The organism is Corynebacterium sp. p3-SID1194 (genome assembly GCF_025144155.1).
Taxonomy (GTDB): domain Bacteria; phylum Actinomycetota; class Actinomycetes; order Mycobacteriales; family Mycobacteriaceae; genus Corynebacterium.
Genome location: NZ_JALXWY010000019.1, coordinates 17,221 through 37,175 on the forward strand (window position 1 = coordinate 17,221; position 19,955 = coordinate 37,175).

Sequence of the window (19,955 nt, forward strand, 5' to 3'; positions counted from 1 at the left end):
TAATAGTGGACTGTGACGACCATCACTGCCTAATTGAAGGAGTCCACACCATGAAGCGCATCACCTCCATCCTCGCCTCCACAGCTCTCGCTGCGGGGCTCGGCACCGTCGCCCTCGCGCCGGAGGCGGCTGCGGCGGCACAGTTCGTTGCCAATTCCGACAACTCCGTCCGCTGCGCCCTGTACGACGGCGAGACCCTCTGCGTGAGCGACCGCGCACGCAAGTCCCAGCCGCAGTGCAACCCCAAGGGCGAGCTGATCCCGGCCGTGTCCATCCAGCGCAAGTGGGTTGGCACCAAGTGCTGGAACCAGGGCTTCGAGCGCCAGCCGAGCCGTCTCCAGCCGTTCCAGGTCTACAACCACGGCAACAGGGTCGTTTTCTCCAGCCCGACTGGCGACCTGTACGTCCTGGATATGGCAAAGCCGGCGCTGGTTCGCGCCGGCGGTGTCAATGCGGTTCTGTTCTCGCTCTAGTTTTTCTCCGTCTCGTCCTCGTCCTTTGCCTCGGTGAGCACGCTCTCGGTGAGGCGCCATGAGCCTTCCTCGTGGTCGTACTCGAGTTCGGGGCGGTCGATCTCGTTGCCTTCTTCGTCGTAGCCCGGCGCGGGCTTGGCGTCTGCCTCTTCGTATTTCTCCGCAGTGTCGGTCTTCTCCCACTGGCGGGAGCGAAAGCGGCGCTCGGCGGCCGAATCGTCGCTCATCGCCTTCACCAGCGAGAACATCATGATGAAGTAGACGATGAAGAACGGCAGGGCGATGATGATCACCACTTCCTGCAGCGCCTGGATGCCGGAATCGTTGATGAACAGCAGCGCGGCTGTCACCACGCCGACGGCGACGGCCCAAGCGACGCGGTAATACTTCGGCGTGACTTCTTCCTCACCAGTGGTGAACATGTCCATCACCAAGGCAGCGGAGTCGATCGACGTGACGAAGTAGAAAATGATCACCGCGAGCGCCACGGCACCACTGATGAAATAGAACGGGTACTGCGCCAGCAGAGTGAACAGCGCCTGCGGGGTCTCCCCATCCTCCACCACGGGGCCGGTGAGCACGCCCGGGTCATTGAGCTCCACGTCGATCGCGGTGCGGCCGAAGGTGGCGAACCAGATGATGTCAAAGACCGCCGGAAGCAAGATCGTGCCGGCAATGAACTGGCGCACGGTGCGGCCGCGGGAAATGCGGGCGAAGAACATGCCCACGTACGGCGACCAACAGATTGTCCACGCCCAGTAGAACGCGGTCCAGGTGGCGTGCCAGCCCGGGTTGTCGTTGTAGGAATCGACCCAGAACATCAGCTCCGGCAGCGACGATGCGTAGATGCCGAAGGACTCGGTCAAGTGCTCGATGATCTTCAGCGTCGGTCCCACGATGAACAGGAAGACCAGCAGCACAATCGAGCCGATGATATTCAGGTTCGACAGCAGCTTCACGCCCTTGTCTAGGCCGGTGGCCACGGACACGGAGGCGCAGACGGTGATGAAGATGATCACGGCCAGCTCCACCCAGGTCACCAGCGGAACATCCCACAGAATGTTCAGGCCCGCGCTGATCTGCAGCACGCCCAGGCCAACGGAGACGGCGAGGCCGAAGACGGTGCCGATGATGCCGATGGCGTCGAGAAGCTTGCCCGGCCACTCGTACACCTTCGAGCCGAGCAGCGGCGAGAAGATCGACGAGTAGCGCGCTGGCATCTTGCGCTTGTAGATGAAGTACCCCATGGCCAGGCCCGGCAGCGTGAAGATCACCCACATGTGAATACCGAAGTGGTAGTAGGTGAACTCGAACGCCTGACGGATGGCCTCACGGCTCATCGATTCATACTCGCCGCGCGGCGGGTTATACGCGTGGTGCAACGGTTCCGCGGCACCCCAGAACAGCAGCGTCGCACCCATGCCGGCGGCGAACAGCATGGAGAACCACACGGGCAAGGAGTACTCGGGCTCATCGTCATCGTCGCCGAGGCGGTAGTTGCCGAAGCGAGACACAAACAAGACGATCAAGAAGATGAACACCGCGGACACGCCGCCGATGTACAGCCACGCGAAATTGTCCATCATCCAGGTGGACACGGTGGAGTACGTCTCGCGGGCACGTTCACCGAAACCGATAGTGAGCGCCACGAAAGCGATGATGAATCCGACGGAGGTAAAGAAGATCAGTGGATCAGCGCGAAATTTGCGCATGGGAATCGGCCCCGAATCATAGGTGGGCGGTCATGATGTCCCAAAAAAGCTTAGGCCATTAAAGTGGACGGGTGTGATTTCTTTTCCCGAGCAAGAATTGCGCCGTACCGCCCGCCAAATGAACCTGCCCGGCTTCGGGCCCGAGCAACAAGAAGCGCTACATCGCGCGAAAGTACTGGTCATCGGAGCGGGAGGGCTCGGATGCCCGATCATGCAGACGCTCGCGGCGACAGGAGTCGGGCATATTTCGCTTATCGACGACGACGTCGTCGACCTGACTAATATTCACCGCCAGATCCTCTTCGGGGCCTCCGATGTGGGCAGGAAGAAGACCGAAGTGGCCGCAGAGCGACTGCGTGAGCTGCAGCCCGGCATCGACGTGACCACGATCGACGGCCGGATGGATGCCTCGAATGCAGTGGAGCTGCTCGAAGATATCGACGTGCTCATTGACGGCTCGGACACGTTTGCCACCAAGTTCATGGCCGCCGACGCCGCCGAGATCACCGGCACTCCCCTCGTGTGGGGTTCGGTGCTGCGCTACCGCGGCGATGTGGCGCTGTGGTGGTCCGGCCCCGGCGCACCGGACGACGGCGTGGGCATGCGCGACCTCTACCCCGACCAGCCTGACGCGGACTCCGTACCCGATTGCGCCACCGCCGGTGTGCTGGGCGTGACCACGAGTGTGGTCGGCGGACTCATGTCCACCGAGGTCATCAAATTCCTGACCGGTGTCGGTGAGGCGACGGTGGGCACACTCCACATGTACGACGCTCTGACCACCCAGATCCGCCGCTTCGATGTCCGGCGCGACCCCGGCCGCGAGCTGGTCACCGCTTTCGCAGACTATGAAGGCGCGGCGTGCGCTGTGCCTGATAACGGGAGCGAGGAGCTCCTGGAGGCCGTCGCGACGGGAGCCGCCGTCGCACTCGACGTGCGGGAAGAGCACGAGAAGGCCATCAAGGACATCTCCGCCGCCAGGGCCGCGCACATCCCGACCTCTGCTGACCCCCAGCTCGGCGTTGACTTCATCGACTCTCTCCCCGAAGGCACCGATGTGGTGGTTTATTGCGCGTCGGGGAAGAGGTCACAGGGGTTCGTCGATAAGCATGCAGCTCATGCTGACGCGCGGAACGTGACGTTGACGAGCCTGCCTGGCGGGGTGAACGCGCTCTAGCGTTTCGCGCGGAAGTACAACGTGCCCGCGAGCGACGAGCAGACGGCCGAGCCGACGAGCACCAAGATGGTGTACAGAATTCCGGTGACGCCGAGCTGGCTCAAAATGAAACCGGTGAGCAGTGCACCGATGACGGCTCCGACGATTGCGACGATCCAACGACCCATTGTTTTCTCCTTTTCACGGTAAGCGCCCACCATCGTAGGAGAAACGGGCTAGCGTTGGGGCATGACTGACATCACCCTTCCCCGCCCCGACATCGATGCCGACGGCCTCCTCGAATACTCAGCCGTGTTCAGCGACCGCTCGCTGAACCACATGTCCGCTAAATTCATCGGCATCATGCAGGAAATCCAGGCGATCCTGCGCGAGACGTACCACGCCGCATCCGTGGCGATCGTTCCCGGCGGCGGAACCTTCGCGATGGAATCCGTCGCCCGCCAATTCGCCCGCGGCAAAGACGCACTCGTGATCCGCACGGGCAACTTCTCCCACCGCTGGACGCAGATCTTCGATGCCTCCGGTGTCGCTGGGAAGGTCACGGTGCTCAACGCCGAACCGACCTCCGACGACGAGCGCACTTCTTACGCCCCGCCCGCCATCGACGCCGCTGTCGAGCGCATCCGTACTGAGCGTCCCGCCGTCGTCTTCGCCGCGCACGTGGAGACCGCCGCAGGCCTCGAGCTGCCGGTCGACTACATCTCCAAGCTTGCCGACGCCGCTCACGACGTCGACGCCCTCATGGTCCTCGACTGCGTCGCTTCCGGCACCAAGTGGATCAACATGGAAGAAACCGGCGTGGACGTGCTTATCTCCGCACCCCAGAAGGGCTGGTCCGGCTCCCCTGCTACCGGCTACGTGATGTTCTCGAAGGGCGCGCGTGCCGAGCTGGACAACACCACCTCCGACAGCTTCGCCATGGACCTGGCCAAGTGGACCGCCATCTCCGAGGGCTACGTCGACGGTTCCGCCGCCTACCACGCCACGGTCCCCACCGACGCGATCGCGCACAACCTCGAGCTGATGAAGGAAGCCAAGGAGATCGGCTTGGACGAGCTCACCGCCCGCCAGGTCGAGCTGGGCACCAAGGTGCGCGAGCTGCTGGCCGAGAAGGGCTTCTCTTCCGTCGCGGCCCCTGGGTTCGAAGCCACCTCCATCGTGGTCATGCACGCCACCTCCCCGGAGCAGGCCACCGGCGCCGCCTTCAAGCAGGCTGGCATCCAGGTCGCCGGCGGTGTTCCGCTGCAGATCGGCGAGCCCGAGAGCTTCTCCACCTTCCGCATCGGACTGTTCGGTCTGGACAAGTGGGCCGACGTGGACGGCACCGTCGCGCGGTTCGCCGCGGCGCTGGACAAGGTTATCGCTGGCTAGCCGAAGGTCAACGAATACAGTTTCACGTCTGCCGTGGGCCGGATGCGCAGCACCCCCTCGGTGGGCGTTTCGGCTTTCACGAGGTCGAGGGTTCCATCTGTGACAGGGAACGACTTTGTCGCACCGTCCGGATACTCGACCTCGATCTCGCCTTCACCCGAAACCACGAGCTGGACCCACTTGGCGAAGACGTTGATGTCCAGGTGCCCTCCACTGGTGGTCTGCACTGATTCCTCCTCGAGAATCCACGTCCCGTTCAAAGTGAACATGCCACGCTCGGGAGCGGCCGGTTCACCGAAGTCGTGCTCGCCGTCGGTGTAACCGGGCTGCTTGGTGTACTCGGCACGCGCAGTACCGAGATAAGTTTCCGGGTTCCGGCCCTTGGTACCGCCTGCTGCTTCGCCGCCTTCGACCGGTTCGGGGAGGTCGACGTCGGGGTTGGCGTCGATAAGCAATTCACGCACGAGCTTTTCTGTCTCGGCGTAGCTTCCCTCCCCTTCCACGATCTGGCGGACATTGCCGTGCTTGTCCACCAGGTAGCGGGCTGGCCAGTAGCGGTTGTTGAAATTCCTCCACGTAGCGAAGTCGTTGTCCTGCGCCACCGGGTAGTGGATACCTTCCTTTTCTACGGCGTTGCGGACATTGCCCAAGTCGTGCTCGAAGCCGTACTCAGGGGAATGGACGCCGACGACGGTGAGGCCGGAATCGCGATAAGTGTCGTAAAGCTTGGTGATGTGCTCCCCCGCACGCTGACAGTTGATGCAGGCATACGCCCAGAAATCGACGAGCATGACACCGCCGTCCTGCGGGCTCGGCGGCTGGTCGGCGTTGATCCAGTTCGTCAGCCCCGCGAATTCCGGTGCCGGGCCACAATCCTGCAGCTGCGCGGGGTCGGCGCGGCGGCACGACTGAAGCGAACCGCTCCCGGTCGGGCCGACCTTGCTGAGAGCGTCATTGGCCAAGTCCGAATTCTCAAAGCGGTTCGACAGCGATGACGTCCAATTCGGCAGCGCACGCTGGATCGCCGCCGGCGCGTTGAGAGCCAACGCCACGGTGAACACTAGGATGAGCACGCCGATGGCCTTACGGTGACGCTGCACCGCGTCTACCTTGTCACCGATCTTGTTGCCCGCCAGAGCGAACACGAACAGCGGCAGCGCGGACCCGAGTGCGAACGCGACGGTGAGCACCACCGTGTTCCAGCCGATCTGCCCCGTCGTACCCGCCACCGTCACCGCTGCGAGCACCGGGCCTGCGCACGGGACGTACACCGCACCAAGGGCCAGGCCGATGAGAAAACCGCCCTTGCCGCGTGTTTTCTCCTGCAATGCCGTGGGGCGGGGAAGCGCGTCAAAGGGCTTCTGCAACACCTCCCCCACCGGCGGGAAAATCATTCCCAGCCCCACCCATGCCAGCAACACCACGCCCGTCCAGCGCAACACCGACTGCGGCAAATGCAGCGCGCTAAGCAGCAACGTCCCCAGCAGCGCGATCGCCGCGAAGCTCACGACCAACCCTGCCACCACGTGCGACGGTTTACGCCCGACACTGACACCGAGCACCACCGGCAACACCGGCAAAATGCACGGTGACAATGCCGTGATCACACCTCCGATGAATCCGACAAGAATCACGCCGATCATGAGTTTCCTCTACTTTCCGGTTGCCTTTCCTACACCCAGCACTACGGAGTGAGCACCCACACCGGATTGGTCCAATCCGCATCAGCCCCCGGCTCCGTAGTACTCAATGACGGGCCAGAAACACTGCGCCTGCGAACCGAAAAAGAGAAGGAGACACCATGTCTATCAACCGCGCAATCGCCAGCGCCAGCGCCATCGTCATCGCCGCCACCGGCCTCGTCGCATGCAACGACACCGAGGGGACCGACGGCAAGATGGACGGCTCCATGGCACCGTCCTCCGAGGCGATGATGAGCGAGGAGTCCATGACCCCGTCGTCCGAGGCCATGATGAGCGAAGATTCCATGGCCCCGTCCTCTGAGGCAATGATGAGCGAAGACAAAATGATGGAAGAATCCAAGTAGCACATGACCCAGGTGTTAGATTTAGAATCTGTGGATCCTGACCGTCTCTTAGAAAGCGTGCGCGCGGGCGATAAAGTCGCTTTCGCCGAGCTTTACGACGTTCTGGCCCCGCAGGTTCTCGGTCTAGCCACCCACATTCTGCGCGACCGGGCACAAGCTGAAGAGGTCACCCAAGAAGTCTTCGTGGAGGTGTGGCAAAACGCCCACACTTTCGACCCACACCGCGGCAGCGCCAAGTCATGGGTACTGCGACTCGCCAAATCGCGCGCCATCGATCGGCTGCGGAGCTGGCGCAGCTCCCAAGCCCGCGACACCGACGATTTCAACAGCCAACTGACCACGTGGGTCGCTGCCGCTGAAGACGAAGCTCAGCAGCGACTAGAGTCTGAGGAGCTGCAAGAACTCATTGATTCAATCGGAGAGCCCCATCGAAGTGCGCTCATGCTCGCGTATTTCGGGGAACTCACCCACCAAGAAATCGCCGATGCCACTGGTGTCGCTCTCGGAACAGCCAAAACCCGGGTACGCGACGGGTTGCAAAAGCTTCGCAAGGCCGTGTCGTTGAAAGGAGGCCTGTGATGGATAAAGATATCGAGGACCTCTTCAATTCCGCGGCCACGCCGGTCACCCCGCCCCCGGAGCTCAAACGCTCAATCATGGAGCGTATCGACGCCACCGACCAGGTCACTGACTTGGACACCGCGCGGAAGAACCGCTCCGGGCGACGTCTCACAGCCGCCGCAGCGGCCGCCGTCGTGCTCATCGCCGGTGGCGGAGTCACCGTCACGCAGTTCACCGAAGAGGATTCCTCGGAGTCCTACTCCGCCCAAGGTGTCGACGAAATGCACGCAGTCATGGAGGCCGACGACGCGCGTCAAGGTCAGGCCGATGCGATGGGCGCGAGCCTCGACATCGTGATCAGCTCTGGCATGGGCAAGGGCGGTGCCATGGTCAACGGCCAGCCAGCTCTCGACGACGGCATGGGGGCACAAGTGTGGGCGGTCATGGATGACGGCGCTATGGAATCCGCTGGAGTCATCGGCCAGGAGCCCCACGATGACGTGTGGATGCCTCTACCAGGTGGCACCGCTTCAGTTCTTGTCACCGAAGAAGTCGCCGCAGGCTCGGCGCAGCCCACCGGCGCGGTGCTGGCCAACGTGACGCTCTAGTGCCGGCTGCCTCCCTTGGCGCGCTTCAGGCCATTCGCGTCCTAAAAACCACAAAGCCCCGACCCAAAGTGGATGAGACGAGGTGGCAGGCCTAGCGTTAGTCCTATGACGTTGCCAAAGTTCGGTCCCGCTCGGGCCGGCGCTTTAATGGGAACCTCGATTGCGTCGAGTTTGACTGGGTTACATGGATTTCATGTAGCCCAGGTCGTTTTTGCGCTCATCGCGGCGGGGCTCCTTGTTGTGTTCACGGTCGGCGTGCGCAATGAGCCGCCGCGGCGCCAGAACATGGCGGCGTGGGGCATGTACGCGATGGGGCTGCTCGCGTGCGGCTCGGCGTGAACGGCACTCACGGGCAACGATGCGTTCCAGCTGATCAGCTGGTGGATCGGCGCGCCACTGGCCATCATCGTGTGCTTGTGGCAACTCTGGGGTTTGTGGAAGCAGTCCGCTCACTACACCGAGCCTGCGTTCCCGTGGGGCTTGGCGCTGGTGTCCCCGATGGTCGCCGCGACATCCGCCGGGCAGCTGGCCACCCATCACGGCGAGTTTTATCACTACGCGGGTGAGCTGTGCTTCTTCCTCACGTTCTTCACCGCGATCCCGCTCTTCCTCTACTGCTATTGGTCCCGCACGCGCCCACGTGGCGCAGCCGCGGGTACAGCGTGGATTCCCCTCGGTGTTGTCGGCCAGTCGACGGCAGCATCGACATTGCTTTTCGACACTCACCTGTACGGCCTCATCATGTTCACCCTCGCCGTACCGTGTGTCCTCCATACCATGTACTGCTTCTACGAGGCTGTCCTCCACTGGGCGCCCTACGGCCCTGGTTGGTGGGGCTCTACCTTCCCCGTGGGCACTCTGTGCTTGGGTGCTTGGGTGCTTGGGTGCTTGGGACGAAGGCTGGCACGCACTTTCCTTGGCGCTCCTCGTGCTCTTGCTCCTCCACTGGGGTGTCTGCGCGGTGCGCTTTGGCTCCTGGGAACTAAGCCAATCTGGTGCGAGATGAACTAGCTATCCGCGCTTCTCCGATGCCGTCGTCGTGGTGGTCCACGACGAGCTGGATCTGGATCCCGGGGAACTCCCCGTCCGGCACGTCCACGACTCGGCGTAGCGGCCGCCCTTCGCCAGCAATTCATCGTGCGTGCCCCGTTCTGCGACCGTCCCGTCCTCCGAAAGCACGACGATGAGGTCGGCATCGCAGATGGTGTGCAGGCGATGGGCGACGACGATCACAGTGTGATCGCCGCGCAACGCCTCAATCGTGCCGACGATCGCCCGCTCAGTGGCCGCATCCAGCGAGGACGTCGGCTCGTCGAGAAGCACCACCGGGGAATCCTTCAGAAGCGCCCGGGCGATGGCGAGGCGCTGCCGCTCGCCTCCCGACAGCAGCGTCCCCTCCTCCCCCACCGGGGTATCCCACCCGGAAGGCAGCAGCTCTACGATGCGGTCCACCCCGGAACGCCGGGCGGCCTCGCGCAAGCGGTCCCCGTCACCGGGCCTGGAACCGAATCCGGGGTCGGCGAAGACCACGTTGTCCCGCACGGACGCGTCGAAAAGAAACGTCTCCTGGAACACCGGGGTCACCAGCGAGTTCACGCCGTCGGTGCCGATCCGAGGCAAGGGCACCCCGCCGATGAGGATCTCCCCCGAGTCCGGATCATGAAAACGCGACAGCAGCCGCATGACCGTCGTCTTGCCCGCTCCCGACGGTCCCACTACGGCAACCAGCGCTCCCAGAGGTGCACGGAAGCTGACGTCGTCGAGAACCTTCTTATCCCCGTACCCGAAGCTCACGCCGCGGAACTCCACGTCATGCCCGTCGGGCAGCTCCGGTGCGGCAGGTTCAGGAAGGGCGGGGATTGCCCGCAGGTCACGCAACGCAGCTAACGTGTTGCGGCCCGCACCGAAACCGCCGGACAACGCTCCCGCCGTGGTGATCGGTCCGGTGAACTGGACGAGCACGATGAGTATCGGCGCCAAATGCGCCGGCGCCATCCCGCCCGTCGCGGCGACTGCCACGGCGACGATCACCGCCGCCGTGAACACCGCATGGACGATCGAACCCAACCGTCCGATGGCTGCCCCCTGCGTCGACGTCGCCTTCGCGAACGCATCGTGTTGGGCCTGGATAGCCTCATCCACCATCGCGTCCGCCGCCGAACCGTCGCCCGCGGCGCGAATCGCCTGCTGGCCGCGGGTGAACTCGATCAGCCTGCCGGAGACGGCAGCGACGGCCTCAGCATGCGCTTCGTCCGACTCCCCGCCGACCCGGCCAATGGCCCGGTAGGCGAAGAAGAGCACCGGCGCTGACGCGACAAGAACCAAACCGACGCGCCAATCCACCGCCAGAATTCCGAAGGCGATGACGGTCGGCGTAACCACCGCGGCGATGACGGGCCGCAGGATCACGTGCGGCACGGACGCCGCGAACGCGATACCCGACGACGCCATCTCCGAAAAGCGGCCGGCCGTAGACTTGGTGACGTACCCGAGTGGCAACGTCAGCACGCGTTCGCCCAGGGAACGCAGCAGGGACGACAGCACCGCTGCGGAATTCGCCCTGCCAACTGTCCCCGCGGCGAGGGACAGCACCGCATGGGCGGCCGCGAGGCCGGCGATGACGCCGGTGAAACGCCACGCCGTCGCATCATCTCCCTCGGCCAGAGCCGACAGCAGCGGCAGCAGCGCGACGAACGCCGCTCCCTGGGCCAGCGCGGCAAGCGTGGCCAACGCAATGAGCCACACCAGCGTCATTCTCGAGCGCCGATCCGTCATCGACCACAAGTCCCGAATCATCGGTTTGCCGCCTTTTCATCGTCTGATTCAGTGCCCCGCGGGGCGGATGGTTCGTCGTCGAGCACGAACGCGCGCCACAAATCCCGGTAGCGGCCACCGCGCGCAAGCAACTCGTCGTGGGTACCCGCCTCCGCGACCGCTCCCCCATCGAGAACGAGGATGCGGTCGGCGTTGCGGATCGTGCTCAACCTGTGCGCGATCACAATCACCGTCCGCGAACGGGCCAAACGCTCGATTGCGGACTGGATGAGGGCCTCGGAAGCCGGATCCGCGTAAGCGGTTGCCTCGTCGAAGATGAGCACCGGCGCGTCCGTGACGATCGACCTCGCGATGGCCACGCGCTGCGCCTCACCACCGGAAAAGGTCACGTCGACGTTGACCACCGAATCCAGGCGCTTCGGCAGCGCCGCGATGACCGCATCGAGGTTCGCGAGCTTCGCGGCCGCCATGATTTCGTCGTCGGTGGCGTCTCTCCTGGCCAGCCGGATGTTTTCCCGCAACGGCAGCGTGAACAACTGTGGATCTTGGAACACCACCGACACCGAGCGGTGCACGTCGCGCACGGCGATGTCGCGAAGATCGACGCCGCCCAGTAGCACCGAGCCTTCAACGGGGTCGTGGAAACGCGCCAACAGCCGGGCGACGGTGGACTTTCCGGAACCGGAGGACCCCACCAGCGCAGTGAGGGTCCCTGGTTCGAACGTCGCGCACATCCCGTCGAGGACCCGCGGCCCATCGCCGTAGGAGAAGACCAGGTTCCGGACCTCGAGCGCGCCTCCGCGCGCGGGCACCGGATCGGCGGGCTCGGCGATCGGCGACGTGCTCAGCACCTCCGCGATGGACTTCAGAGCGGCGATCCCCGCGATGATGGGTTCGGAGTTCATGGCCACCCGCACGATCGCCGCGGAGAGTCCAAGGCTGAGAACCAGCCCGGCGACGAGACCCTCCGGTATGCCGCCCGCGGCGTCCCTCAGTGCGAGGCCGGCCCCGCACACCACTGCGAGGACTGTGGTCGGGGACGTCACCACGTCGATGAGCCCGAGATAGATGTTCGACTGCCGGGACCAGGCGGACCACGCGCGGACGAACGACAACGCCGCGGCATCGTAGCGACCCGCGCCCTGGTTGGCGCGTCCGAAGGACTTCATCACCGGGATACCGCGCACCAACTCGATGACCGCGGCCGTCACTCCTTCGGAGGCTCGCTCGTAGTCGCGCTGAAGACCGGCTCCGCGCGAAATCATCACGCCCATCAGGGCGAAGGTGACCAGCACGGGGACGACCGCCACCGCCGCGATCCGCCAATCCACCGCGACGAGCGCGATGAGGGAAAGCAGGGGAACCAGCACCGCCACCACGGTCTCACCGACGGTGTGGCCCATGAGCTGGTGGACAGCCGCGACGTCCTTCTCAACCGACTCGATGATTCCCGACGAGCGCCGGGCGTCCAGCCAGCCCAGCGGTAACTTCCGGATTTGGGCGACCAGCCGGCGCCGGAGGTGGAGCTGCAGGTCGTTATCCGCCCGGTGCGAGAGCATGCCGGCGGTGCCGTCCGCGGCCATGCGCACCGTTGCGGCGACGACGATGACAGCCACGGCCAACCACGTCCGATGCTCCGGGGCCTCCGGGTACGTCATCGCGATGTCGATGATGCCGACCAGCGAAGCGACGGTAGCCACCGACGACAGGACGGATAACGCGACCACCGCACGCATCCGGGTCCGAATCGGGGCGAGCAGCGACCACGGGCCTACGGTCCCGTCCACGGCGCTCACTTGCCCGCCTCCCCGATCGCGCTTTTCTTCGCGAGAGTGCAGAAATACACCATGCCGGCGCGTGAGGCTCCGCCCAGCTTCAGCCCGTTGGCTTCGGCGAGGTCCTCGACCTCGCTGCCCCGGAACACCCGGTGGCCCATCTTCGCAACGACGGCCATGTCCACATGCTCGTTCACGTCGGGATCCTCGACGAACGTCTGCACGTAAGCGATGCCTCCATCGGCGAGCAGCCCGGCGACCCTGCCGAGCGGCGCGAGGACGTCGGCGACGTGGAATTCCGTCCGGCCCCGAGCCCTTCGACGGCGGCGTCCATCGGTTCACGCGCATAGCGGCTGAGGAACCTCGGCTGGACCTTGTCCTCGTAGGCCGCGAGGAGTCTGCGGTTGTTCTGGACGATCTGGGCAATCGACTTCATCTGGTTCTGTCTCCGGGTGTGTGGGCCGCATCCACGCGGCGGTTTCGGGTTAGGTGATCGGGTTCGCGGGCCGTCGTCGGCGGTGCCGCCCCCGTGGACGTACCTGTCATGCAGACTCCCCCGGCCTCGTTTTCACGGCGATGCCCCACGCCGCGAGCACGGCGATGCCTAAGAACCAGGCCGCGCAGACCACCAAATCCGTAGCTCCGGTGCCGTTGACTGCCTCGCCGACCGCGGATACGGGGTGTGCCCGGCGATTCCGTGCAGGAGGGGACGGACACCGGCCGGAGGATGAGCCAAACGGGGTTCCCCGCGTTCGCGTCGCCCCCTCTCGGCCGACTCGTCGACTCGTCGGTCGCTGTGGTGGGTTCGTCAGTCACAAGCGGCACTGTGTTGCCCTCTCAAAAGATGATAACCATTCTCACATTAGGTTAGCCTTACCTAGCATTTGGATCAAGTCCCGTCTCGTACGTTTGATGGACATTGCTGAAACCGAGATCGCGCAAAACCAGCACACCATTGATTGGCGCGTGGACGAAGATCAAGGATGGGCGTAAGAATCCGCAGGCGTTGTTAACAATCTTCTCGGTGAATCAGCCTGTAAATCCGGGGAGTCCCCGTAACTCAGGGGACGATCACCATCGCGCCGGAGTGGGAGCAGAAGGCTTCTCCGGATAAGCGCTCTGGTAATGGCCCGAAACCGAAGGTGCGTCCTGAGCACCCTTCCGTCGTCTTCGCGGCGCACGTGGAAACCGCTGCGGGCCTCGAGTTGCCTGCCGACTTTATTTCCCAGCTGGCCAGCGCCGCTCACGAGGTCGACGGCATCGTCGCGCGGTTCGCCGAGGCGCTCGACTGGGTCTAGCCGGGCCGGGTGTAGCCGGGGGTGGTGGATCTAGATTGCGTAGTTGCCGCGGGAACCAAATCTGACCTGGGGTTTTAGGCCGAGGCCGGGGTGAGTCTAGATCCACCAGCGGCGCGTCACCGCGCGAGCGCGGGGATGACGTGCTCGATGAGCTCGTCGATCTGCTCCTCCGCCGAGCGCTTACTGGAGCGGAAATTCACCATGACGTGGCTAATGCCCACATCGCGCTGCGAGCGCAACAGCTGGATCAGAGTGTTGCGGCCCAGCCGGTAGCCGAAGCTGCCGCCGCTGGCGGGGGCGTCCGGGTCCTCGTGCAGGTCGAGCCACAACGATTCGGCGAAGGGCTTGAACGCCGCCGGGGTCCCGGCCACACCTTCGCGGGTGGCCCAGTCGGCCACCGCGGCGTTCCAGTTACGCACGTTCTGGCGCTGGACCTCCAAGCCCTTGTGGTACATCAGCCAGCCGTGCGCGTGCTCGGCACGCCACTCGAGGGTCTGCTGGCAGGAACCGGTGGCGAGCAGAGGCACCTCGCGAGCCTGAGGTTTGGGCACGACATCGGCTCCACCCATCTTTCCGCCGGACCAGCGGACGGGGGTGTGGGAGGTGTGGGTGGCTCGTCGATAAGCGTCGATTCTTTCGCGGAACTCTTCGTCGCGCTTGCCTTTGTCCTGGCCGAACGCGGGGAACTCCTCAGGGCGGTCGCCCGTGGCCACACCGAAGAGGAAGCGGCCACTGCTGAGCCGGTCGATGGTGCCTGCGCGCTTGGCCATGAGCAGCGGGTGCTGGAACGGCACGACGATCGCCGCGGTGCCCAGGGCGATGGTCTCCGTTTGCGCGGCGATATAGCTGAGGTACATCCACGGGTCGTAGACCTGGCCGACATCACCGAAGGTCTCGACGCGGAGCGGAATGTCGCGCACCCAGATCGCGGCCACTCCCCCGGCCTCCGCCTTGCGGATGAGGCGCAGCTGGTTATCAAGGCTGTCGAGCGGGTTGGCCTCCGCGTCCTCCTCAATGGGGAGGGTCAGGCCGACTGTGAGTTCGCCCGGCTTGAAGGTCTGCTGGAAGCCGGGAAGTTCCCAGTGCGGGGTATCGGAAAGCGAAAAAAGCGGGTTCATGCCGCCAGCCTAGAGCACCGCCCAGCCAACAAGCGCCGCGCCGATGACCACGGCCCACGGCGGAACCTTCCATGAGGTGAGCGCGGCGTAGCAGACCACGGCGATGGACAGAGTGATCACGCCGGTAACCCCGGCGGTGAACACCGGGGTGTACAGCGCTGCACCGAGAATGCCGACCACCGCGGCATTCGCTCCAGCCAGGGCGGCACCTGCGCGTGGCATCTGGCGGATGCGCTCCCAGAACGGCATCGCGCCAAGAACCAAAAGCGCAGCGGGCAGGAAGATCGCGATGGTCGCGATTGTCGCGCCGAGCGCCCAGTTAATGCCCTGTGTACTGGCACCAAGGAAGGACGCGAACGTGAACAGCGGGCCTGGCATCGCCTGCGCGGCGCCGTAGCCGGCGAGAAAGGTGTCATGGTCGACAAGCCCCGGGCCCACTGTGACCGTCTCGAGCAGCGGGAGCACCACGTGGCCGCCGCCGAACACAAGCGCGCCGGCGCGGTAGAACGTGTCGAAGATGTCCGCGCCCGTCGTGCCGATCAGCTTTGCCACCAGCGGCAGAACGAACAGCAGCGCGAAGAACAGCACCAGGCAGACGATGCCGAGCGTGCGTGAACCGCTCTCCGCCTTAGAGGCTTCCTCCGGATCCTTCTTGTCGCGCAGGAACGCCAGACCAGCCACAATACCGATCACAATCGCACCGACCTGGATCAGCGGATGCGGCACCAGCAGCACGAGCACGAGCGCCGCCACCGCGATCGCGGCGTGAATCTTGCCGGTGACCAGGTTCTTCGCCATCCCATAGACTGCCTGCGCGACGACCGCGACAGCCGCAGCCTTCAAACCGAGAAGCCAACCAGCCTCACTGATATCGCCCAACTGCGCCACGCCGAGCGCGAATGCCACCATGACAAGGACCGACGGCAGAGTGAAGCCGACCCACGCCAAGAACATGCCCAGATATCCGGCACGCTGCAGGCCAATCGCCATCCCCACCTGGCTCGACGCCGGCCCCGGCAGGAATTGACACAGTGCCACGAGGTCGGCGTACTGCTTGTCGCTAAACCACTTCCGCTTCTCCACGAATTCGTCGCGGAAATAGCCCAAGTGCGCCGTCGGACCGCCAAACGAGGTGCAGCCGAGCCGCAGGAAGATGCGGAAGACATCCCGTGGGGATTGTTTGTTCAAATCAGCGCGGGAAGTGGACATGGTCTCAATGTTTACCAGAGCAAACATCGCCCGTCGCGCTAGTCTTTCAACCATGGACCGGGCCGCAACGAGGAGCTACTACGCACAATCGCTTATCGACGATTGCCCCTGCCCCTACTGCCCCTTCTTCCGCGAGAGGGTCGCAGCCGCACACCCTGAACTCGCGGAGCAGCTCAGCGTACTGGGGATCGAGATCTCGAAGCCGTTCGACCTGCCTCTCCCCCACGAGGAAGACGGCGTGAGCCACTACGACTACGCCACCTACATCGTCATGGGCACCTGGACCGACGCCGATGCTGCTGCGGTGACTGCCTGCGAGCTGGAGACGACTGACTCGCACCCGCGCACGGGCATCGTCAATGAACGGATGCTGGTACACAGACCACCACGCAGCCCCGGTGACGATCTCGGGCACCTGCACCACCCCGAGCAGCGGCGGTAGGTGCACTGCCTCGCTGGTGAGGTACGTAGCTGTCTCGTCGAAGACCGGCTGTGCAATGTCATCGCTGATCATGTACGCGATAACAGCGTCGAGGTCGAGGTGGTGGACCCACGCTGCGAACCGCTCGCGGCTCTCGGTGAGCTTCTCCACGGCTTCGTCCAGGTCGAACCGTGCGACCGGGCCGAGGCGGATGGTGTCGGCGCCCTCGTCGTCGACGAAGAACGCGAGGATCAGCGAGTTGTTCGGGTAAAACCCGAGGATGCCGGGGAGGTTCGCGAGGATCTCGCCGTGGGATGCGAGCGTGTGGGAATGGGTGGACATGGCAGTGCTCCTTTGCACGAATACGGGGTGTACGTGGTCAATCCCGTATTCGGTCCGGCTCTGCCGGTCGCGCCCTGCCACGGCACCACCGCACCTGAAGCGTGCTGAGCGTCGCTAGCGCAGCCTGATGCTTGGCTTACCGGGTGCGAGCGCTAGCGACGCAGCCTGTGCCTAAGTGTCGGCGTCAATGCGCTTGAGAGCGCGATAGATCGTCGGCCGCGAGACGTTGCATATCCGGAGAATGTGCGTGGTGAGCTTCGGGTGGTAGTCAGCTTCGATGAAGGCGGGCCCGACCCCCGGATAGTAGACACGGAGGATTTAATCAGGAAGCAGATTTCAGGATAACAGAACCGCGCTCCTCAAACACCGCAGGGGCGAGATATTTACACCAGGAATGCCGACGCACCGTGTTGTAACGGGTACACCAGCGGAAAACATCTCGGCGGCAGATCAACTGGTTCATGAATGTCTTGGAATCCTGAAGGACCTCCCGCTTCATCGCGGCATTGAACAACTCCGCCAAGGCGTTATCCGCACTGGTACCGATTGATCCCATCGACTGCCTGATCCCTAATTCCTTACAGGTGTTCTGGAATGCGTGCGCGGTGTAAACGCTGCCGTGATCCGAGTGAAAAATCGCCCCAGTCAGGCTTCCACGCTGGCCTTTGGCCATGAGCAGTGCGTCTTGGACCAGGCTGGTGCGCATGTGATCCGCGATGGAAAAGCCGATCAACCGGCGGGAATAGCAATCAATGACCGTCGCCAGGCACATATTCGACCCATCCGCAATCGGCAGGTACGTAATATCCCCAACGTAGAGCTGGTTCGGCTTGTCAGCGGTGAACTTCCGGCCCACCAGATCAGGGAACACCGGCTTCTTATGATCCGACACGGTGGTGATGACCTTGCGTTTCTTGGTGTAACCATACAATTTGAGCTCACGCATTACCCGCGCAACTCGCTTGTGGTTCATCGGTTCATGACCGGTGCTGTTGCAAAGTTGGGGCAGTAGAAAGACCGGCGTGAAATAATCACGGCCATGGACATCTTCTCCGGTCGGCATTTCCCCCGTGAAATCATCCTGTGGGCGGTGCGGTGGTACTGCCGCTACGGCGTGAGCTACCGCGATCTCGAAGAGATGATGACCGAGCGGGGTGTTTAAGTCGGTCACACCACAGTGAGCCAAGCCAGGCTATAATGCAAACCTATTGGTGTTATAATACAAATGTATTGGTAAGGTGATAGCTCATGGCCCTGGTCGGGAAAAGGGTCCTGAAGGTGGCGGGACTTATCGTGACGGCAATCGTTGCACTTGCGGCAGCCGGTGCTGGCGGTTGGGCATGGTACACAACCACGTATCACTCGCGTCTTGTGAGATCCCTGGAAAAGGCTGGCTATCAAGAGCACCGGGTGAGCGTGGATCATGTGAAGCTCAATGTAGGGGTAAGCGAGCCAAGGGACGGTTCCCCTATTGTCCTTATCCATGGTCAAGCGAGCGGATGGCGCCAGTACGGTTACGCTTTACGTGACCTCAGCAAGGACCGCCAAGTGTATGCCATCGACGTTCCAGGGCATGGCAAGTCTGATCGCCTTGAATCTTATCGAGCGGTGGAGGTCGCAGACGTCCTATCTCGTTATATAGAGACAATTGGCCAACCCGTCGTATTAAGCGGGCATTCGTCTGGGGGTCAATTGGCCGCGTTGATTGCTGCGCGTCATCCAGAACTGGTTAGCTTCCTGGTGTTAGAAGATCCGCCGCTATTTGCCACAGAGCTGCCTGAGGCGCGCAATACGTGGAATTATCAGGACCTAGCTGTCAGCACTCATGAGTTCTTGTCTTCAGGAGAGACCGACTGGCAGGCTTATCAGTGGCGCAGCCAAAAAATGTGGCAATACTTTGGGGACTCTGCTCAGGGGTTCATCGGTGATGGACTCGCATATCACTCTCGGCATCCGGGCGCCCCGATAGCTCTGTGGACCATGCCTCCCGAGATGAATGAGGCACAGGTGTACATCATGGATTATGACCCAGCGTTTGGTGATGCCTTCTTTACGGGTCTCTGGAACGAAGGGTTTGATCAAGAAGCAACACTTGCGGCGATTCAAGCGCCAGTTACCTATATTCATTGTCAAGCGCGATACGACGGGGAAGTCCTTCAAGCTGCGGCCAGTGATGAGGACGCCGCCAGGGCCATGGATTCTCTTCCCGCCGGTGCCGTTAAAGTCGAGGCTGACTCGGGCCACAACTTCCATGTAGAAAAGCGCAAGGAGTTCGTAGAAATTCTGCTGGCCGGCGTAGGTTAATCCGCGTGCGCTTCTCCTGAGTTGGATCATTTTAGTGCGGAAGTCAGGGTTCGGTGATGGCGTGGACGAGGTTTTGCACTTCGGCTGGTAGTGGCGTGGCCGCGTGGATTGTTGTGTCTTCGACTCTGAGTTCAAAACTGCGATACTTTTTGAAAGTTCGCACGAGTCGTTTAATGCTTCGTCCGGTTGCTGATTCCATCATTCGACTTACTGCGAGTGTTGCCATGACGATATTGAGGTGCGCATTAATCGAGCCCTCGGTTCGGGCATAAATTGGTCGCGCCTTGAGATCGGATTTCGACATCCGATTGCCCGCGTGTTCGCTCGTGACTACCTGGACAGCTGTAGCCCCAGAAGCAGTCGTCACAGTGCGGATAGACGGGCTCACAAAAGATCACACTACCGTCCGCCCCACACCCCACCCCTTAGTGCGGAAAATACCCAACCCCAACACCAAACCAGCAGGTGTACGCGTCAAGAGTTAAGTCGGTCACACCACAGTGAGCCAAGTCAGGTGCACTTTCATCTCTCGACATGCGAGAGGACGCGAGTCGTGTAATACTCATCTCGAACGCCACGGTTGAGCGGTGTCCCCCCCGACACACAGACAGATCTCCCCCGAACTGTCGGCTCCCGTGGCATTCCTCGTTGCAGTCGCCCTCGCATACAACCGCGAAACCCGCACCGCTTTGCTGGAGCGCTGATGCCTCATCGGGTGCAGGATTCTGCCCCTAGTGCACCACGTAGTGCACCAAATGGTGATC

General features: G+C 63.0%; 20 protein-coding genes and 2 pseudogenes. 12 read left to right on the forward strand and 10 right to left on the reverse strand.

Annotated elements, in window-relative coordinates; genetic code table 11:
• Window positions 1–50 precede the first annotated feature (50 nt).
• Complete coding sequence (locus tag M3G19_RS10185) at window positions 51–473, forward strand: hypothetical protein (RefSeq protein ID WP_259902520.1); 423 nt, start codon at window positions 51–53, stop codon at window positions 471–473.
• Here M3G19_RS10185 and M3G19_RS10190 read toward each other — a convergent pair.
• A complete protein-coding gene (locus tag M3G19_RS10190) occupies window positions 470–2,185 on the reverse strand; it encodes a BCCT family transporter (protein WP_259902521.1) in 1,716 nt (571 codons plus the stop codon). The genes M3G19_RS10185 and M3G19_RS10190 overlap by 4 nt on opposite strands.
• A gap of 73 nt (window positions 2,186–2,258) precedes the next feature.
• Between M3G19_RS10190 and M3G19_RS10195 the strand changes: the two genes are divergently transcribed.
• A complete protein-coding gene (locus tag M3G19_RS10195; protein ID WP_259902522.1) occupies window positions 2,259–3,362 on the forward strand; it encodes a ThiF family adenylyltransferase in 1,104 nt (367 codons plus the stop codon).
• Here M3G19_RS10195 and M3G19_RS10200 read toward each other — a convergent pair.
• Window positions 3,359–3,529 (reverse strand): glycerol dehydrogenase, encoded by a 171-nt coding sequence (locus M3G19_RS10200; RefSeq protein WP_210574101.1) that lies wholly within the window; start codon window positions 3,527–3,529, stop codon window positions 3,359–3,361. The two genes, M3G19_RS10195 and M3G19_RS10200, sit on opposite strands and share 4 nt — an antisense overlap.
• 61 nt (window positions 3,530–3,590) lie before the next feature.
• Here M3G19_RS10200 and M3G19_RS10205 point away from each other — a divergent pair, with 61 nt between their 5' ends.
• On the forward strand, window positions 3,591–4,733 hold the full coding sequence (locus M3G19_RS10205) for an aminotransferase class V-fold PLP-dependent enzyme (protein ID WP_259902523.1): 1,143 nt from the start codon (window positions 3,591–3,593) through the stop codon (window positions 4,731–4,733).
• Here the strand turns inward: M3G19_RS10205 and M3G19_RS10210 are convergent.
• Window positions 4,730–6,376 (reverse strand): cytochrome c biogenesis protein CcdA, encoded by a 1,647-nt coding sequence (locus tag M3G19_RS10210; RefSeq protein ID WP_259902524.1) that lies wholly within the window; start codon window positions 6,374–6,376, stop codon window positions 4,730–4,732. The two genes, M3G19_RS10205 and M3G19_RS10210, sit on opposite strands and share 4 nt — an antisense overlap.
• A gap of 158 nt (window positions 6,377–6,534) precedes the next feature.
• Here M3G19_RS10210 and M3G19_RS10215 point away from each other — a divergent pair, with 158 nt between their 5' ends.
• The 5 genes from M3G19_RS10215 (at window position 6,535) to M3G19_RS10235 (ending at window position 8,960) form a co-directional block, all read left to right on the forward strand.
• Entirely contained in the window at window positions 6,535–6,780 is a 246-nt protein-coding gene (locus M3G19_RS10215) for a hypothetical protein (protein ID WP_259902525.1), read from the forward strand.
• Between the two features lie 30 nt (window positions 6,781–6,810).
• Entirely contained in the window at window positions 6,811–7,359 is a 549-nt protein-coding gene (locus M3G19_RS10220) for a sigma-70 family RNA polymerase sigma factor (protein ID WP_259902526.1), read from the forward strand.
• Complete coding sequence (locus M3G19_RS10225) at window positions 7,359–7,949, forward strand: anti-sigma factor (RefSeq protein ID WP_259902528.1); 591 nt, start codon at window positions 7,359–7,361, stop codon at window positions 7,947–7,949. Before M3G19_RS10220 ends, M3G19_RS10225 begins: the two co-directional genes overlap by 1 nt.
• A 105-nt stretch (window positions 7,950–8,054) precedes the next feature.
• Window positions 8,055–8,288, forward strand: coding sequence for a hypothetical protein (locus M3G19_RS10230; RefSeq protein ID WP_259902529.1), 234 nt, complete (start codon window positions 8,055–8,057; stop codon window positions 8,286–8,288).
• Window positions 8,289–8,363: 75 nt separating this feature from the next.
• Entirely contained in the window at window positions 8,364–8,960 is a 597-nt protein-coding gene (locus M3G19_RS10235) for a hypothetical protein (protein ID WP_259902530.1), read from the forward strand.
• Here M3G19_RS10235 and M3G19_RS10240 read toward each other — a convergent pair whose 3' ends face one another.
• From M3G19_RS10240 to M3G19_RS10250, 3 genes are read right to left on the reverse strand one after another with little or no spacing between them, the layout of a single operon-like run.
• On the reverse strand, window positions 8,961–10,745 hold the full coding sequence (locus M3G19_RS10240; RefSeq protein ID WP_259902531.1) for an ABC transporter ATP-binding protein: 1,785 nt from the start codon (window positions 10,743–10,745) through the stop codon (window positions 8,961–8,963).
• Window positions 10,742–12,511, reverse strand: coding sequence for an ABC transporter ATP-binding protein (locus M3G19_RS10245; RefSeq protein ID WP_259902533.1), 1,770 nt, complete (start codon window positions 12,509–12,511; stop codon window positions 10,742–10,744). The genes M3G19_RS10240 and M3G19_RS10245 overlap by 4 nt, the downstream gene beginning before the upstream one ends.
• A 5-nt stretch (window positions 12,512–12,516) precedes the next feature.
• Window positions 12,517–12,696, reverse strand: coding sequence for a hypothetical protein (locus M3G19_RS10250; protein WP_259902534.1), 180 nt, complete (start codon window positions 12,694–12,696; stop codon window positions 12,517–12,519).
• Here M3G19_RS10250 and M3G19_RS10255 point away from each other — a divergent pair.
• The gene (locus tag M3G19_RS10255) at window positions 12,685–12,849 is read left to right on the forward strand and encodes a hypothetical protein (RefSeq protein ID WP_259902535.1); all 165 of its coding nucleotides are present in this window, start codon (window positions 12,685–12,687) and stop codon (window positions 12,847–12,849) included. The genes M3G19_RS10250 and M3G19_RS10255 overlap by 12 nt on opposite strands.
• A gap of 792 nt (window positions 12,850–13,641) precedes the next feature.
• Window positions 13,642–13,797 carry a hypothetical protein gene (locus M3G19_RS10260; RefSeq protein ID WP_259902536.1) on the forward strand — a complete coding sequence of 52 codons (156 nt, stop codon included), beginning with the start codon at window positions 13,642–13,644 and terminating at the stop codon, window positions 13,795–13,797.
• Between the two features lie 116 nt (window positions 13,798–13,913).
• Here M3G19_RS10260 and M3G19_RS10265 read toward each other — a convergent pair whose 3' ends face one another.
• From M3G19_RS10265 to M3G19_RS10280, 4 genes and pseudogenes are all read right to left on the reverse strand, one after another.
• Window positions 13,914–14,915 (reverse strand): LLM class oxidoreductase, encoded by a 1,002-nt coding sequence (locus M3G19_RS10265; protein ID WP_259902537.1) that lies wholly within the window; start codon window positions 14,913–14,915, stop codon window positions 13,914–13,916.
• A gap of 9 nt (window positions 14,916–14,924) precedes the next feature.
• Window positions 14,925–16,124: a chromate efflux transporter gene (chrA, locus tag M3G19_RS10270; RefSeq protein WP_259902540.1), complete on the reverse strand. Its 1,200-nt coding sequence runs from the start codon at window positions 16,122–16,124 to the stop codon at window positions 14,925–14,927.
• 46 nt (window positions 16,125–16,170) lie between these two features.
• Entirely contained in the window at window positions 16,171–16,887 is a 717-nt protein-coding gene (locus tag M3G19_RS10275; RefSeq protein WP_246875062.1) for a DUF4192 family protein, read from the reverse strand.
• A gap of 322 nt (window positions 16,888–17,209) precedes the next feature.
• A pseudogene (locus M3G19_RS10280) lies at window positions 17,210–17,881 on the reverse strand (IS3 family transposase); the annotation flags it as partial.
• Between the two features lie 45 nt (window positions 17,882–17,926).
• On the opposite strand from M3G19_RS10280, the pseudogene M3G19_RS10285 reads away from it, so the two are divergent.
• Both M3G19_RS10285 and M3G19_RS10290 read left to right on the forward strand, forming a co-directional pair.
• Window positions 17,927–18,046 (forward strand): annotated as a pseudogene (locus M3G19_RS10285) (IS6 family transposase); the annotation flags it as partial.
• A gap of 89 nt (window positions 18,047–18,135) precedes the next feature.
• A complete protein-coding gene (locus M3G19_RS10290) occupies window positions 18,136–19,191 on the forward strand; it encodes an alpha/beta fold hydrolase (RefSeq protein ID WP_095279068.1) in 1,056 nt (351 codons plus the stop codon).
• Window positions 19,192–19,955: the final 764 nt, after the last annotated feature.